Source organism: Mycobacterium sp. IS-1556 (assembly GCF_001499985.1).
GTDB lineage: Bacteria > Actinomycetota > Actinomycetes > Mycobacteriales > Mycobacteriaceae > Mycobacterium.
This window is the reverse complement of sequence record NZ_LQIM01000012.1, coordinates 536927-552963: the sequence shown is the minus strand read 5'-3', so window position 1 is coordinate 552963 and position 16037 is coordinate 536927. Positions and strand designations below refer to the sequence as shown.

15 protein-coding genes are annotated in these 16037 nt (G+C 65.5%); 14 read left to right on the top strand and 1 reads right to left on the bottom strand.

The window, feature by feature from the left end; translation table 11 throughout:
* Positions 1 to 190 precede the first annotated feature (190 nt).
* The 14 genes from rplS (at position 191) to AU187_RS12050 (ending at position 14679) form a co-directional block, all read left to right on the top strand.
* Complete coding sequence (rplS, locus tag AU187_RS12115; RefSeq protein ID WP_059100101.1) at positions 191 to 532, top strand: 50S ribosomal protein L19; 342 nt, start codon at positions 191 to 193, stop codon at positions 530 to 532.
* Positions 533 to 567: 35 nt separating this feature from the next.
* Entirely contained in the window at positions 568 to 1437 is an 870-nt protein-coding gene (gene lepB / locus AU187_RS12110) for a signal peptidase I (protein ID WP_059166765.1), read from the top strand.
* Between the two features lie 38 nt (positions 1438 to 1475).
* Positions 1476 to 2198, top strand: coding sequence for a ribonuclease HII (locus tag AU187_RS12105; RefSeq protein ID WP_059166784.1), 723 nt, complete (start codon positions 1476 to 1478; stop codon positions 2196 to 2198).
* 54 nt (positions 2199 to 2252) lie between these two features.
* Positions 2253 to 2558, top strand: coding sequence for a DUF2469 domain-containing protein (locus AU187_RS12100; RefSeq protein ID WP_059099649.1), 306 nt, complete (start codon positions 2253 to 2255; stop codon positions 2556 to 2558).
* A gap of 581 nt (positions 2559 to 3139) precedes the next feature.
* Entirely contained in the window at positions 3140 to 4333 is a 1194-nt protein-coding gene (locus AU187_RS12095) for an MCE family protein (RefSeq protein WP_502687749.1), read from the top strand.
* Complete coding sequence (locus AU187_RS12090; RefSeq protein WP_059166764.1) at positions 4330 to 5355, top strand: MCE family protein; 1026 nt, start codon at positions 4330 to 4332, stop codon at positions 5353 to 5355. The genes AU187_RS12095 and AU187_RS12090 overlap by 4 nt, the downstream gene beginning before the upstream one ends.
* A complete protein-coding gene (locus tag AU187_RS12085; RefSeq protein WP_059166763.1) occupies positions 5355 to 6455 on the top strand; it encodes an MCE family protein in 1101 nt (366 codons plus the stop codon). Before AU187_RS12090 ends, AU187_RS12085 begins: the two co-directional genes overlap by 1 nt.
* Positions 6452 to 7894, top strand: coding sequence for an MCE family protein (locus tag AU187_RS12080; protein ID WP_059166782.1), 1443 nt, complete (start codon positions 6452 to 6454; stop codon positions 7892 to 7894). Before AU187_RS12085 ends, AU187_RS12080 begins: the two co-directional genes overlap by 4 nt.
* Positions 7891 to 9051: an MCE family protein gene (locus AU187_RS12075; RefSeq protein WP_059166762.1), complete on the top strand. Its 1161-nt coding sequence runs from the start codon at positions 7891 to 7893 to the stop codon at positions 9049 to 9051. Before AU187_RS12080 ends, AU187_RS12075 begins: the two co-directional genes overlap by 4 nt.
* Positions 9051 to 10763 (top strand): MCE family protein, encoded by a 1713-nt coding sequence (locus AU187_RS12070; RefSeq protein ID WP_059166761.1) that lies wholly within the window; start codon positions 9051 to 9053, stop codon positions 10761 to 10763. The genes AU187_RS12075 and AU187_RS12070 overlap by 1 nt, the downstream gene beginning before the upstream one ends.
* Positions 10760 to 11239, top strand: a complete 480-nt coding sequence (locus AU187_RS12065; protein WP_059166760.1) for an Rv2253/PknI dimerization domain-containing protein — start codon at positions 10760 to 10762, stop codon at positions 11237 to 11239. The genes AU187_RS12070 and AU187_RS12065 overlap by 4 nt, the downstream gene beginning before the upstream one ends.
* A 142-nt stretch (positions 11240 to 11381) precedes the next feature.
* Positions 11382 to 12350 (top strand): LLM class flavin-dependent oxidoreductase, encoded by a 969-nt coding sequence (locus AU187_RS12060; RefSeq protein WP_059166759.1) that lies wholly within the window; start codon positions 11382 to 11384, stop codon positions 12348 to 12350.
* A 15-nt stretch (positions 12351 to 12365) separates the two neighbouring features.
* Positions 12366 to 13439, top strand: a complete 1074-nt coding sequence (locus AU187_RS12055; RefSeq protein ID WP_059166758.1) for an NAD(P)H-dependent amine dehydrogenase family protein — start codon at positions 12366 to 12368, stop codon at positions 13437 to 13439.
* 43 nt (positions 13440 to 13482) lie between these two features.
* Positions 13483 to 14679 (top strand): cytochrome P450, encoded by a 1197-nt coding sequence (locus tag AU187_RS12050; protein WP_059166757.1) that lies wholly within the window; start codon positions 13483 to 13485, stop codon positions 14677 to 14679.
* On the opposite strand, the gene AU187_RS12045 is transcribed toward AU187_RS12050, so the two are convergent.
* The gene (locus tag AU187_RS12045) at positions 14680 to 15975 is read right to left on the bottom strand and encodes a TetR/AcrR family transcriptional regulator (RefSeq protein WP_059166756.1); all 1296 of its coding nucleotides are present in this window, start codon (positions 15973 to 15975) and stop codon (positions 14680 to 14682) included.
* Positions 15976 to 16037 lie beyond the last annotated feature (62 nt).

Sequence of the window (16037 nt, the reverse complement as noted above, 5' to 3'; positions counted from 1 at the left end):
CGATTTCTCCGGATTCGACCCCATCTGGCACAATTGAGCAGTTGTCTGTGCAGGACCCGGGAACGGCCTAGTTCCGCCCGCTGCGAGATACACCCCGATACGCCCGATCAGATCGGCTCGGCAGTCTTATGTCACGACGTCCATCGTGACGGCAGCGCCCGCAGCCGCCAACCGCAAGGAAGTGTCACCGATGAACACGCTGGACTTCGTCGATCAGACATCGCTGCGCGACGACATCCCGGAATTCGGCCCCGGCGACACCGTCAACGTGCACGTCAAGGTCATCGAGGGCTCCAAGGAGCGCATCCAGGTCTTCAAGGGCGTTGTTCTGCGTCGCCAGGGCGGCGGTGTCCGGGAGACGTTCACGGTGCGCAAGGAGAGCTACGGCGTCGGCGTGGAGCGAACCTTTCCGGTGCATTCACCCAACATCGATCACATCGATGTCGTGACCCGCGGCGACGTCCGTCGCGCCAAGCTCTACTACCTGCGTGAGCTGCGCGGCAAGAAGGCGAAAATCAAGGAAAAGCGCTGACTTGCGAGTCGGCCGTCGGCATCGGGGGCTGATCCATGCAGCGCGAGCCGCGCGGTGCCGAGCACCGCGCTGGCTACCCTGATGCGGTGACCGGTTCCCCGAAGTCCGACGAGTCGTCAGCCGAGCGCCCGCCCGAGGACACCGCTTCAGCGCCCGACACGGACAAGCCCGAGAAGAAGAAGGGCGGCGCGCTGCGCGAATTCGCGATCCTCATCACGATCGCGCTGGTCCTGTACTACGTCATGCTGACGTTCGTCGCGCGGCCCTACCTGATTCCGTCCGAGTCGATGGAACCCACCCTGCACGGGTGCGCGGGTTGTACCGGTGACCGGATCATGGTGGACAAGCTGACCTACCGGTTCTCGTCCCCCGAACCCGGCGACGTGATCGTGTTCAAGGGTCCGCCGAACTGGAACATCAACTACCAGTCGATCCGCTCGGACAACACCGCTGTGCGATGGGTGCAGAACGCGTTGTCGTTCATCGGCTTCGTTCCGCCGGACGAGAACGATCTCGTCAAGCGGGTCATCGCGGTGGGCGGACAGACCGTCGCATGCCGCGCCGCGACCGGGCTGACCGTCGACGGCGAGAGGCTCGACGAGCCGTACCTGGACCCCGAGACGATGCGGGCCGACCCTGCGGTCTACCCGTGTCTGGGCAGTGAGTTCGGGCCCGTGACGGTGCCCGAGGACCGGTTGTGGGTGATGGGCGACAACCGCACCCACTCGGCCGATTCGCGCGCGCACTGCTCCAACATTCCGGCCGACGTCCAGAAGGGGGTGCTGTGCACGGGCGACCCGATGGCAGGCACCGTCCCGGTGGACAATGTGATCGGGAAGGCACGGTTCATCGCCTGGCCCCCGTCCCGGTGGGGCGGCGTGGGCAGCGTGAACCCGCAGACGTGACCGCCAAGACGCAGTAGGACGCATAGGAGAGGGTGTTCTTGCCGGCGACATGGCCACCGCGCACGGTGATCCGCAAATCCTCGGGCCTGCGCACCCTGGAATCGGCGCTGTATCGCAGCGGCCTGGGGCCGGTCGCAGGCGTCGACGAGGTGGGTCGCGGAGCGTGCGCTGGACCGCTCGTGGTGGCGGCCTGCGTGCTCGGTCCTAACCGGCTCGAGAGCCTGGCCGCCCTCGATGACTCGAAGAGACTCAACGAGAAGGAACGCGAGCGGCTGTTCCCGCTGATCCGCCGGTACGCGCTGGCCTATCACGTGGTGTTCATCCCCGCCGCGGAGGTGGACCGGCGCGGCGTGCACGTGGCCAACATCGAGGGCATGCGCCGGGCGGTCGCGGGTCTGTCGGTGCGGCCCGGTTACGTGCTCTCCGACGGGTTCCGCGTGCCCGGCCTGCCGGCACCCTCGCTGCCCGTGGTCGGTGGCGACGCGGCCGCGGCCTGTATAGCGGCGGCCAGTGTGCTGGCCAAGGTGAGCCGCGACCGGTTGATGGTCAAGATGGAGGCCGAGCATCCGGGCTACGGCTTCGCCGATCACAAGGGCTACAGCACCCCGGCCCACGGCGCGGCACTCGCGGAGCTGGGGCCGTGCGCGCAGCATCGGTACTCGTTCATCAACGTGCGCCGGGTGGCAACGGCCGGCGGTATCAGGGTCGTCACCGAGCTGGTCGATGACTGCGCACCGGATCAGCGCGGTGAAGTGGGGTAGGGGACAATAGGGCCAGTGAGAGCGCCGTGACCGACATGAAGGACAGCTGAGCTGATGAGTGCCGAAGATCTCGAGAAGTATGAAACCGAGATGGAGCTCTCGCTCTACCGCGAATACAAGGACATCGTCGGTCAGTTCAGCTATGTGGTGGAGACCGAGCGGCGGTTTTATCTCGCCAACAGCGTCGAGGTGGTGCCGCGTAACTCCGAGGGCGAGGTGTACTTCGAGCTGCGGCTGGCCGATGCCTGGGTGTGGGACATGTATCGACCCGCGCGCTTCGTCAAGCAGGTGCGTGTGATCACTTTCAAAGACGTCAATATTGAAGAGGTCGAGAAACCCGAGCTGCGCCTGCCCGAGTAGCGGCGCTTCGACAGTCTCCTCAGAACGCGCTTTTGACGTGCGCGACAACGCTTGTCGCGCTGTCGGCTAAGCCGCGGCGGCTGGCGCTTTTGATACTGACCGTCTCTATTGTCATAAAAATTGCCATTTACCCCTGCCGTCGGGCGTGCTCGCGGCATGATCATTGGGGCGCTGGGTCGGCGGTTCGAGGCTCGCAACCAACCATTGTTGGCGGCCGAGTTGCAGCGGAGCCTAATTCTTGTTCCGCTATGCTCTGATATCCCCGGGCGTTGACGCGTCGGGCACTAGCGTTGCACGCGTGAGACAGAAAACACCATGATGTCCCATTTTTCGGCCTTGAGCAGTGTCGAAGTGTGTGGCATGCTTGCACAGCAAACATTCTTCGCGGTTCGCGGTCGACGGAAGGAGGCAGGGCAGTCCAGGCGTTGACCACCTCCACTCGGGAGCGATTGACCCAAAGATATGTTCCGGCGTAAAGTCCTGCACCGTCCTCGATTGCATGCTGGGGGGAAAACGGGATTGTCATACCGAGCGGCGTGGTGCGGTTCCGAGCGCCTCGGGCGCGAAACCGGGGTCGTTCGGTGAGTCGGCAGCTGCTGCGTCCACTCGTCGGGCTGGTGTCCCTCGTCTTGGCCGTCGCGGTGTTCGTGTTGGCGGCGAACCTCTTTCGGGGCGGCTTCTCTGACAGCGTGCCGGTGACGGTCATCTCCGCGCGTGCGGGCCTTGTGATGAATCCGGATGCGAAGGTTGAAGTTCGGGGTGTCCAGGTCGGCAGAGTCACCTCGATCGAAGAATTGCCGGGCGGTCAGGCCGCAATCCATCTCGCGATGGATCCCTCGCGGCTCAGCGCCATCCCGGCTAATGCGCTGGTGGACATCGCGTCGCCGACGGTCTTCGGCGCGAAGCAAGTGCAGTTCGTCTTCCCCGACAACCCATCGCCGCAATCGCTGCACGCCGGTCAGGTGATCGAGGCCCAGCACGTGATGGTCGAGATCAACACCATCTTTGAACAACTGACCTCGGTGCTGTCCACAATCGAACCGGCGAAGCTCAACGCCACCCTCGGCGCGATCGCGCAGGCCGTATCCGGTCGCGGGCAGAAGTTCGGCCAGATGCTCTCCGATCTGGATTCCTACCTCGCGACGCTCGAACCCAGCCTGCCTGCGCTCAATCGCGATCTCGAACTCGCTCCGGACGTGCTGCGTGCATACGCCGACGCCACAGGGGATTTCGTGGCGATCGCCGACAACGCGGCACGCATCAGCGACTCCATCGTCGACAAACAAGACGATCTGGACGCGGCGCTGGTCAGCGTCATCGGGTTGGCCGACGTCGGCAACGAGGTGATCGGCCAGAACCGGCAGGCGCTGACGGAGGTCGTGCGGCTGCTGGTCCCGACCACCGCATTGACCAACGAGTACAACCAGGCGCTGTGGTGCGCGCTGGCCGGCATGGTCGAGTCGTCGCACCGGCCACCGCTGAAGCCACCAGGCGTCGAGGTGCTGGCCGGGTTCCTGTGGGCCCAGGAGCGGTACCGCTATCCCTTGGACCTGCCCAAGGCCGGCGCCGAAGGCGGTCCACAGTGCACCGGACTGCCGAAGCTGCCGTTCGAAACCGCCGCACCGTATGTCGTGGCCGACACCGGAACCAATCCGTGGCGACGCACCTACCCGGGCATCGTCCTCAACGCCGACATCATCAAGCAGATCATGTTCCCCGACACCGAAACCGCTGGCCCACCCCGCAATACAGCACAGATCGGAATGCCCGGATGAGGCGTTCGCTGCGGCCGACCCTGGTCAAGTTCGGGATATTCGCGGTCGTGATGACGATGCTGACCGCGTCGCTGTTCTTCATTTTCGGCCAGTACCAAACCGGGAGCACGAAGGACTATTCGGCAGTGTTCGCCGACGCTTCCCGTCTGAAGGCGGGCCAGTCCGTGCGGGTGGCCGGGATGCGGGTGGGCACGGTCAACAGCGTCAAGCTACGTCCGGACAAGACGGTGCTCGTCAGATTCGACGCCGACCCGAATGTACGCATGACCACGGGCACACGGGCGGCGGTGCGGTACCTGAACCTGGTCGGGGACCGATACCTGGAACTGATCGAGGGACCGGACGGAACGCCTCTTCCGCCCGGTTCTCAGATTCCGCGGGAGCGCACGCAGGGCGCGCTCGATCTCGACCTCCTCCTGGGCGGGCTCAAACCCGTCATCCGGGGACTGAATCCGGAAGACGTGAATGCCTTGTCGGCGTCGCTGATCCAGATATTCCAGGGGCAGGGCGGCACCCTGCAGTCGCTGCTGAACAACACCTCCGGCTTCACCACGGCTCTCGCCGAGCACAACCGGACGATTCAGGCGCTGATCGACAATCTGCGCACCCTGCTTGCGACCCTGAATCGCGAAGGGGACAAATTCTCGGGAACGATCGACCGCCTGGAGAAACTCGTCACGGAGCTTGCCGCCGAACGCGATCCGATCGGCAACGCGATCGAATCACTGAACAACGGATCGGCATCGGTGGTCGACCTCCTCAGCGATGCGCGCGCACCGCTGGCCGGCACAGTCGACGAACTCGCCCGGCTGGCCACCAACCTTGACTTCCAGAAGGACCGGCTTGACACGAGCCTGCAGAAAGCACCCGAGAACTACCGCAAACTGATCCGCACGGGGTCGTACGGAAGCTTCTTCAACTACTACATCTGCGAACTCAAGTGGCGGGTGACCGACCTGCAGGGCCGCACTGCCGTATTCCCATGGCTCAAACAGGAAACCGGGAGGTGTGCCGAGCCCTGATGCTGAAATACCGTGGCAGACAACTCATCCGCGCCGGGGTCCTCGGCGTGGTGCTGATCGTCCTCGTCATCGCCGTCGGGCTCGCTCCGGAACGGCTGGTGTCATGGGCGACAGCGGTGCGGTATCAGGCGCAGTTCTCCGACGCCGGCGGGCTGGCAGTGGGCAACGACGTGACGATCTCGGGAATCAAGGTGGGCACCGTCTCCAGCGTCGCGCTGGAAGGGCGCAACGCCCTGGTGACGATGGAGGTCGACGGGTCGGTGTCGTTGGGATCGGCCACGACCGCGCACATCCGTACCGGCACCTTGCTGGGCGAGCGGGTCCTGACCCTGGAGTCCAAGGGCGAGGGGTCGCTGCATCCGATGGATGTGATCCCCGTGTCGCGCACCGCATCCCCGTACTCGCTGACCGAGGCGGTCAGCGAGCTGACGAGCAACACCGCGGGCACCGACACCGCGTCGTTGAACCAGTCGTTGGACACCTTGTCGGCGACCCTGGACCAGGTGGCGCCGCAACTTGGCCCCGCGTTCGACGGGCTGACCCGGCTGTCCAAGGCGATCAACGACCGGGACGAAACGCTGGGGGACTTGCTCGAAAACGGCGCCGATGTCACCGAGATCCTGTCGGACCGCAGCCAGCAGGTGAACACACTGATCCTCAACGCCAACGACCTGGTGTCGGTGTTGTCGGCACGGCGCTACGCCATCGTCGAACTGCTCGCGCACACTTCGGCGCTGTCCCAGCAGCTGTCCGGTCTCATCGCCGACAACGAGAAGGAGCTCGCCCCCACGTTGGAGAAGCTCAACGGCGTAACCGAGGTCCTGGAAAAGAATCGCGACAACATCGCCAAGGCGCTGCCCGGGCTGGCGAAGTTCCAGACCACGTTGGGCGAGACGATCGGTAACGGCCCGTACTACCAGGCCTACGTCCCCAACATCCTCTTCGGCCAGATTTTCCAGCCGTTCTTCGATTACGCGTTCGGGTTCCGGCGCGGGGTCAACGCCGGCCAGCCACCCGACAACGCCGGACCGCGCGCCGAGCTTCCGTTTCCTTACAACGGAATTCCGATGCCTCACGAGCAGTGGGGGCCGGGACGATGAACAACATCTGGGTGAAGCGCGCGCTGGCGGCCGTGTTGGCCGTGGCCCTCGTCGGTGGGGTCGTGGTCCTGATCCGGCAGACCGTGTTCCGGCCCACGACCATCACCGCTCACTTCACCACCGCCACCGCGATCTATCCCGGTGACGAGGTGAGGATCGCCGGTGTCAAGGTGGGTTCGATCGAGTCGATCAAACCGGTCGGCACAGAGGCGGAGATGAGGCTGGCCGTCGACCACGGCGTCAAGGTGCCGGCCGATGCCAAGGCGGTGATCGTCGCCCAGAACCTGGTCTCGGCGCGGTACGTCCAGCTGACGCCCGCCTACGAGTCGGGTCCGGTGATGTTCGACGGTGCCGTTATTCCGTTGGAGCGCACAGCCGTTCCGGTCGAGTGGAACGAAGTCAAAGAACAGCTGATGCGCCTGGCGACCGATCTGGGGCCCGCGGAGGGTATGTCGACCGGGTCGGTCGGGCGGTTCATCGACAGCGCGGCCAACGCGCTCGACGGCAACGGCGACAAACTGCGCCAAACGCTCGCGCAGCTGTCCGGCGTCGGTCGCATACTCGCCGACGGGAGCGGCAACATCGTCGACACCATCAACCACCTGCAGGCGTTCGTCACCGCGCTGCGGGACAGCAACGAGCAGATCGTGCAGTTCCAGGACAGGTTTGCGACGTTGACCAGCGTCGTCGACGACAGCCGATCCGATCTCGACGCCGCGTTGAAGAACCTGTCCGAGGTCGTCGGCGAGACCACCCGATTCATCCGGGGCACGCGCGACCAGACCGCCGAACAGATCCAACGACTGGCCAACGTCACCCAGAACCTCGTCGACAACCGCATGGCGTTGGAAAACGTCCTGCACATCGCGCCGCACTCGATTGCCAACGCGGTCAACATGTTCGACCCCCGCACCGGCGCCGCCAGCGGCGTGTTCGTGCTCAACAACCTGTCGGATCCGGTGTGGGCCATCTGCGGCATGATCGGAGCACTGCAAAACGTCACCTCGCCGACCACCGGCAAGCTGTGCGCGCAGTACCTCGGGCCCGGCCTGCGCACGGCGAGCATCAACAACGTGCCGTTCCCGTTCAGCCTGTTCCTGACGTCGAACCCACCGCCGTACATGCTGCGGTATTCGGAACCGGAGTTGATGCCCGGCGCGGGTGGGCCGCCCGACGACCAGCCGGAGCCCCCGCCCGCGGTATCTGCCTACACGGGAATCGGCGACGTACCGCCGCCACCGGGTTGGGGAACACCCCCGCCACCGCCGGGCATCCCGCCCGCACCACTCGCTGCACCCGCATCGCCCGGTCCGCCGTCCTTGCAGGACATGCTGCTGCCCGCGGAGCGGCCCGACCCGCAGGCACCTCCGGCGCCGTCGAACTCGCCGGCACAGCCGGCGGGGGCGCCCCCCGTTCCACACGGCGGGGGACCCTCATGATCGGCCGTCGTACGGTGGCCACGGGGCTGACACTCCTGCTGACGCTCACCGGGTGCTCGTTCCAAGGGGTGAACTCGCTGCCGCTGCCGGGCGCAGTGGGCCGAGGGCCGGACGCCCACGTCTACCACGTCGAACTCGCCAACGTCGGGACGCTGGAATCGAATTCGCCCGTGATGATCGACGACGTCGTGGTCGGCAGCGTGGGCAGGATGACGTTGCACGGCTGGCACATCGACCTCGAGATCTCGGTCAAGCCCGACGTCGCGGTGCCCGCCAATGCCGTCGCCACGGTCGGCCAGACCAGCCTCCTGGGCTCCATGCACGTGGCGCTGGACCCGCCGCCGGGTGAAAAGCCGAGTGGCAGGCTCCGTCCGGGCGCCACCATCGGTCTGGACAAGACGTCGACCTACCCGTCGACGGAACGGACGCTGTCGTCACTGGCGGCGGTGGTCAACGGCGGGGGACTGGGCCAGATCGGCGACATCATCGCCAATTTCAACACCGCGCTGTCGGGACGCCAGGGAACCGTGCGCGACCTGATCGCCCGGCTGGACACCTTCGTCGGGACCCTCTACCAACAGCGCGAGAACATCATCGCCACCATCGACGAACTGGACAGGTTCTCGCAGCGGTTGGGTGATGAACAGGAGGTGCTCACCCGGGCGCTCGACAAGATCCCGCCCGCGCTCGACGTCCTGATCCGCGAACGGCCCAACTTCACCACCGCACTGAATCGATTGGGGCAGTTCAGCGACACGGTCTCCGGCCTGATCAACGACACGCAGGCCGACCTCGTGACGAATCTGAAGAACCTGGAGCCGACGCTGCGCGCACTCGCCGACGTGGGCGCCGAGATCGACACGGCGCTGGCGTGGCTGCCGACGTTTCCGTTGACCCAGAACTTGATCGACCGCGGGGTGCGCGGGGATTACGTGAACCTCTTCGTCACCGTCGACTGGACGAATCCGCGGCTCAAGCGTGGACTGCTGCTCGGCACCGCACTCGGACAGGACCGTGCATCGTTGATCCCCGCGCCGGGTGACCCCGGATACGACGCGTACTACACCAAATTCCCTCTGGGCGTTGGTACCTCGCCGCCATTCGGTCCGATCCCCAATGCCGCGCCCGCGCCGTGGGAACCGGCGGGTGGTGGCTAATGCTCCCGCGGATGGTGCGCATCCAGCTCGTGATCTTCTCGATCGCGTCGATCATCGGCGTCGTCGCGATGGTGTTCGCCTACATGCAGGTGCCCACCCTGCTGGGCATCGGGAAGATCACCGTCACACTGGAGTTGCCCTCGTCCGGCGGTCTCTACCGATTCGCCAACGTCACCTATCGCGGTGTGCAGGTCGGCAAGGTGACCGAGATGGACGTGTCCCGCACCCGGGCCACCGCGACGCTGCGGCTCGACACGTCACCCAGGATCCCGGCCGATCTGCAGGCCGAAGTGCGCAGTGTGTCAGCCGTCGGCGAGCAGTACGTCGAACTGCTTCCGCGCACCGACTCTCCACCGTATCTGGAAGACGGATCGGTGATCCCGATGGCCGACACCACGATTCCGCAGCCGGTGAGCCCGATGCTGGAGGAGGTGAACACCTTGATCGCGAGCATTCCCAAGGGCCGCTTGACGGAGTTGATCGACGAATCGTATAAAGCGTTCAATGGGGCCGGTTTCGACATGGGTTCACTGGTGGATTCGTCGGCCACGCTCTCTGAGGCCCTGAACGAGGACGCGTCCCGCTCGGCGACGTTGGCCGAAGACTCCGTGCCCCTGCTGGATTCGCAGGCCCGCTCGACCGACGCGCTCCGTCTGTGGGCCTCCAGCCTTGCCGGTATCACCGGGCAGGTCGTGGCCGACGACGCGCAGATCCGCACACTGCTGGAGGAGGGCCCCGCCGCCGCGAACGAGGCCTCCGGACTGCTCGAGCAGATCAAGCCGACCCTGCCGGTGCTGTTGGCCAACATGACCACCATCGGTCAGGTGGCAGTGACTTATCGGCCCTCGCTCGAACAGGTGCTCGTGCTGCTACCGCCGTTCGTGGCAAACGTGCAGTCGTCCGCTCCCCAAAACAATCCCACCGGTATCGCGTTGGGCGACTTCCGTATTCAGATGGCCGACCCCAATCCGTGTACCGTCGGATTCCTGCCGCCCTCGGAGTGGCGTAGCCCCGACGACCAGACCACGATCGACACGCCAGACGGGCTGTATTGCAAGCTGCCTCAGGACTCGCCGATCGTCGTCCGGGGTGCGCGCAACGCGCCGTGCATGGGGGTTCCCGGTAAGCGGGCGCCCACCGTCGAGCTGTGCTACAGCGACAAGCCTTACGAACCGCTCGCAATGCGGCAGCACTCTCTGGGTGCGTATCCGATCGATCCGAACCTCATCGCACAGGGCGTGCTTCCCGACGATCGGGTCAGGGCGGACGAAAACCTCTTCGCCCCGCTCGAGGGCACGCCACTTCCGCCCGGCGCCGTCCCGAGAGGTCCGCTGCCGCCGATCCCGCCTCCGCCGCTGGCGTCCGGTGCACAGATGCCGTCGCTGCCGCCGAACGCCATCCCGCCCCTGGTGTCTCGGGAGGTGGACCAGCAAGGTGCCAACGCGACTGCACCGCAGCCTGCGACTCCACACGGGCCGCCGGCGCAGGGCCCGCAGCCGGCGGACGGGTCGGCGCCCCCGCCGGGGGCGGTGCCCGCGACCCCGAGTTCTGCCACCACCGGTCCGGCGGAGAGTCCGTCCGTCGCCATCGCGCACTACGATCCGCAGACCGGCCGGTATGCGACACCGGACGGAAACGTCGGCCGCCAAACCGATCTCGTGCAGACCCCGAAGTCGTGGCAGGAGCTGATCTACGAGGGAGGCGCACAGTGATCCGGGCGTTGACGATCGCGGCGACGATCATCGCGGCCGTCCACTTCGCGCCCCCCGCGCAGGCGCAGAACGAGGTCGCGATCAACGGCGTCTTCACCGCGTTCTCCGACGGCCGGTGGGCGAAGACCAACGATTCGCGTCACGACGAGGCAAGCGTCACGCAGACGTGGACCATCACCTCGACGTGTACGACGTATCAGGATTGCACCGGTCGGGTCGAGAGCGATCAGGGCTGGAGCGCGGATCTGGTGTACATGAGCGGCCGGTGGAAGGTCAGCAGGACGGTCCCGGACTGGGAGCCGTGCATCGACGGTACGGCCTACCCGGGCAAACAGGCGTGGGTGTTCTGGCTGGATTATCCGCAGGACCCCAACAAGTACGTCGGGTGGGACAAGACCGAGGGTCCCAGTGGCGCCTGCGGATTCAACAAGGTGCTCGACATCGAGATGCCGTTCACGCTGACCCGCGTGGGTTGACCGCGTGCCGCGGGATGGTCAACGGTAGGTCGACCGAGCTGAGTACGCCAGCTTAGAATAGCATTCACTATTATCATCAAGAGAGAACAAAAATTAGGTTATAGTCGGTCGAAGTGAGCCCTCCGGTCATGATTCAGCGCTGATGTTCACCTTGCGGTTAGACATGCGCGCGCCAGCCAGCGGCGCAGCCGTGAGCGACCTGTACGCAGCGGCCATCGACATGTGCGCGTGGACGGAGACGCGCGGTGCGCTGATCGCGGTGTTGTCCGAGCATCATGGCGCCGACGACGGCCACCTGCCGGTCCCGCTCATCCTCGCATCGGCGATCGCCGCCCGCACCCGGCAGCTTGCGATCCTGCTCGCGGCGGTGCCGATCACGTTCTGGGACCCGGTCCGGCTGGCGGAGGAGATCAGCGTCCTGGACATCATCAGCAAGGGCCGTGTGTCGTATGCCTTCGGCATCGGACACCGCACCGAGGAATACGAGCATTTCGGCGTCGACATGGCCGGGCGCGGCAAGGTGGCCGATGAGTCGCTGGCGCTTCTTCGCCTGCTGCTCGCGGGTGAGCCGGTCGACCGTGGCGGCAGGCGTATACACGTCACACCAGCACCCGTCACGGTCGGTGGTCCGCTCATGCTCGTCGCCGGCGGCAGCAAAGCCGCAGCGCGGCGCGCCGCGAGGCACGGGCTGGGCTTCATCGCGCAGACCGCGTCGTCGGCACTGAAGGAGCTTTATGAAGCAGAGTGCCGCGCCAACGGGCACGAGCCGGGCATCATTCAGTTTCCGGAACCTGGTGCGCCCACAACGGTATTCGTCGCCGACGATGTGGATGCCGCCTGGGCTGAGCTCGGACCACATCTGCTGCACGACGCGGTGACGGCGGCGTCATACCGACACGGCGACGACTCGGTGGCCAGCATCTCGCGAGCCGACACCGTCGCCGCACTGCGGGATCCACAGGGCCCCTACCGGATCTTCACCATCGACGAGGCCGCCGCGTACGTCCGGGGCGGCAAGCCACTGCCGCTTCTGCCGCTCTGCGGCGGTGTCCCACCCGATGTCGCGTGGCCGTACCTGGAACGCGCTGTGATGGCGTCCGAGCGTGCGTGACCGAGAGGAGGATCTGTGACATCTCCGCTGCGAACCGTGGTCTGGTCGACGGGCGGCGTCGGCTCGATCGCCATCGACGCGATCCGCGGCAGACCCGACCTGGAACTCGTTGGGGTGTGGGTGCATTCGGAGACGAAACTCGGCAAAGACGCGGGCGTGCTCGCCGGTATCGACCCGATCGGAGTGACAGCCACCAACGACCGGGCGGCGCTCATCGCGCTGCGGCCCGACTGTGTGGTGTACGCCGCCAGCGGCCCCGAACGCGACGCGGGAGCCGTGCCCGATTATCTGAACTTGCTCGAAGCGGGGATCAACGTCGTGTCGACGTCGTCGACCAGCCTGGTGTACCCGCCGGCGTACTACTCGCCCGAGTGGCGTGCCCAGATGGAAGATGCGGCCAGGACGGGTGATGCGTCGTTCTATGCGTCGGGCATCTTCCCTGGCTTCGGCTCCGACGAGCTCGCGCTGTCGCTTGCGACTCAGTCGAAGAAGATCCGCTGCCTCAAGGTCACCGAGGTCGCGCTCAACGATCACTATCCAGTGGCCGACGTGATGATGAACGGCATGGGCTTCGGTCGCCCGCTCGACTTCGAACCGCTGTTGAAGACACCGGGTTTCATCGAAATGGCATGGCGAGCGCCGATCTGCCTGATGGCCGCGGGACTGGGTGTCGAGGTCGAGGAGGTCCGGGGAACACTGGACCGCCGCCGCACCCATCGTGACATCGAGGTGGCCTTCGGCACGATCAAGGCGGGCACCTGCGGCGCAGTCAGCACCCGGGCGGCCGGAGTGGTCAACGGCCGGGAGGCCATCGTCGTCGAGCACATCATCCGGATGGCACGCGACGTCGCGCCGGACTGGCTCGCTTCGGAGTTCGACGCGACATACCGCGTCGACATCGAGGGCGATCCCGACATTCACTGCGCGATGAATGTGGGGGCGGGGCAGGGGCACGCCGCGGGCCACGCGGCGATGACCGCCACCGCGATGCGGGTGGTCAATGCCATTCCCTATGTCGTTGCGGCTCCCTCGGGCCTGCTGAGCTCATTGGACCTACCGGACACCCTGCCGCGCCACGCATTCGATTGATTCACAAAGGAGATCTGGATATGCCGACCCGAGGGATGACCCGATGACCGGCGCACACACCGTCGACCTGTATTACGACCCGTTCGATTTCGCGATCGACGACGATCCGTACCCGATCTGGAAGCGGATGCGGGACGAAGCGCCGCTCTACCACAACGAGAAATACAACTTCTATGCGTTGAGTCGCTACGAGGACGTCGCGCGCGAGCTTCACAACTGGGACACCTACCGGTCCGGCAGGGGCACCACGATGGACGTCATCATGAGCGGCGTCGAAGTGCCGCCCGGCGTCATCCTCTTCGAAGACCCGCCGCTTCACGATCTCCATCGGCGGGTGCTGTCCAAGGTTTTCACGCCCCGCCGGATGGAGGCCATCGAGCCGCTGACCCGTCAGTTCTGTGTCCGGGCGCTTGATGCACTGGCCGGCTCCTCACGGTTCGATGTCATCTCGGATTTCGGCGCGTTGATCCCGATGCGGACTATCGGTTATCTCCTGGGCATACCCGAAGAAGGGCAGCAGCAGATCCGGGACAACACAGATGCGTCGATCGGGCTGAAGGAAGGTAGCTTCCGGTCGGTGTCGGCGGCGACCTTCGAGAATTCGTACCAGCTTTTCGCCGACTACATCGAGTGGCGTGCCGAGCATCCATCCGACGATCTGATGACCCAGTTGCTCAATGCGCAGATCGAGGAGGACGGACAGCTGCGACCGTTGACCCGCATCGAAGTCCTGACCTATACCAGCATGATCGCCGGTGCCGGCAACGAAACGACGACCCGGCTGATCGGATTCATCGCCCAAGTACTCGCCGAGCATCCCGAACAGCGACGCGAACTCGTCGACGACCGTTCCCTGATTCCCGGGGCCATCGAAGAGGTGCTGCGGTACCAGGCGCCCTCGCCGGTGCAGGCACGCTATGTCGCCCGCGACACCGTATGCCGCGGGCAGCCGATTGCCGAAGGCTCGATCATGTTGCTGCTCAACGGATCGGCCAACCGGGACGAGCGGCACTACCGCGATGGTGAGAGCTTCGACATTCACCGCACCGGGCCACATCTGTCGTTCGGACAGGGTTTGCATTTCTGCCTGGGCTCCTCTCTGGCCCGCATGCAGGCCAGAGTCGCACTGGAAGAACTGCTCAGCCGGTGGCCCGAGTGGGAGGTCGACTACGAGAATGCCGCGATGGCGCACACCTCGAGTGTGCGGGGCTGGGGCAAGCTCCCGATGATCGTCGGCTGATCAGTTGTCGCGGTTGGTCACTCCCCGCAACAGCGTGTCGCGGATGTGAACCTGGGATGCGCGCGTCCCGAGGTCGTGCAGGATGTTCTCCGGAATCCACCCGACGCCGATCACCGCGCGGGCGAGCATCTCGTTCGACGGGCTGTCGATTTTGATCTCGCCCGAGTGGATCCCTTCGGCGAGAAGCGCTTTCATCTGCTTGACGCGTTTCGTGAAGAGCCAGCCGGGATTGGGCGTATCCGGTGGTGACTGACGCATCCACGCCAACTGGATGCGGAACTCGTCCCCGAAGCGGTCCAGCACGTTGGTGTTGATCCACGACAGCGCATCGATCTTCTCGACGGGGGAGGAACTCGAGCCGAGCACGCTTGTCCAGCCCTGGGCGACCCGTTCACCGAACGACCGCATGATCGAGACCAACAGCTGGTCTTTCGACCCGATCAGCCGGTAGACCGTGCCGGTGCCCAGCCCCGCCGCCGAGGCGATGTCTCTGATCGTGGTGACCTCATAGCCCCTGCGTCCGAACTCCGCCCTGGCCACGGCGCGGATGTGTGCACCCTTGTCGTCGGGGTCGTCGAGTCCTTCCCAGGACCGCACGACCTCATCGGCCGCGACGAAGGCGGGGGAGGCGTCCAACGCCGCGTCGGTAATGGGTGTCGTGGCCAGACCCTCCAGCAGGATCCGACACAGCAGAGTGGCCGCCCTGTCCGCACTTGCCTTGTGCCGTATGACGTCGAGGCCGACCTGCAGCATCGTCTGGACTATGCGGTCGGCGAGCACCGGCAGGTCCACGTCGGCCCGGACATACCCGCTCCATCTCGCAGCGCGCAGCGTCTGCAGCATCGCCTGCAGAATCGCGGTCGGGCGCTGCTGCGCCAGTGCGGTCAGTTCGGGATTGGACGACGGTCCCTCGTAGAATGTCATCTGCAGCGCCGCACGGTGGGTCACCGCGCACTGCGCAATCGCCGCACCGAGGTCGACGAGGCGGTCGAACGCGGACAGCGACGTCGGATCGTCCAGTCGGCGCTGCGCCTGTTCCGCGATGCGGTCCAAGTCGGCGTGGTAGCGCCTGAGCAATTCGACGAGGATCGCTTCCTTGGACTCGAAATGGTGGTAGAGACTGCCCGGCAGGATGCCTGCGGCATCGGCGATCTCCTGAAGCGATGTCCGCAGGCCGGAGGTGGCGATCAGAGACGCCGCGGTGTGCAGGATCTCGGTACGGCGGGTCCCGTCGTCGTACGAGTGGCCGGCGTGAACGGCGAGGTCGGCCTTCGGCGTCACGCGTGGACGCCCCACAGCACCTCCAAGGAACCGTCTCCCGTCATCTGTTTGGTCGCCCTGACCAGATGTTTGGTAGA

Bases quoted from the DNA above. Each gene is read 5' to 3' on its own strand.
- AU187_RS12085 (WP_059166763.1), top strand. From the start codon at position 5,355: ATGCTGAAATACCGTGGCAGACAACTCATCCGCGCCGGGGTCCTCGGC.
- rplS (WP_059100101.1), top strand. From the start codon at position 191: ATGAACACGCTGGACTTCGTCGATCAGACATCGCTGCGCGACGACATC.
- AU187_RS12070 (WP_059166761.1), top strand. From the start codon at position 9,051: ATGCTCCCGCGGATGGTGCGCATCCAGCTCGTGATCTTCTCGATCGCG.
- lepB (WP_059166765.1), top strand. From the start codon at position 568: ATGCAGCGCGAGCCGCGCGGTGCCGAGCACCGCGCTGGCTACCCTGAT.
- AU187_RS12075 (WP_059166762.1), top strand. From the start codon at position 7,891: ATGATCGGCCGTCGTACGGTGGCCACGGGGCTGACACTCCTGCTGACG.
- AU187_RS12090 (WP_059166764.1), top strand. From the start codon at position 4,330: ATGAGGCGTTCGCTGCGGCCGACCCTGGTCAAGTTCGGGATATTCGCG.
- AU187_RS12050 (WP_059166757.1), top strand. From the start codon at position 13,483: ATGACCGGCGCACACACCGTCGACCTGTATTACGACCCGTTCGATTTC.
- AU187_RS12080 (WP_059166782.1), top strand. From the start codon at position 6,452: ATGAACAACATCTGGGTGAAGCGCGCGCTGGCGGCCGTGTTGGCCGTG.
- AU187_RS12060 (WP_059166759.1), top strand. From the start codon at position 11,382: ATGTTCACCTTGCGGTTAGACATGCGCGCGCCAGCCAGCGGCGCAGCC.
- AU187_RS12100 (WP_059099649.1), top strand. From the start codon at position 2,253: ATGAGTGCCGAAGATCTCGAGAAGTATGAAACCGAGATGGAGCTCTCG.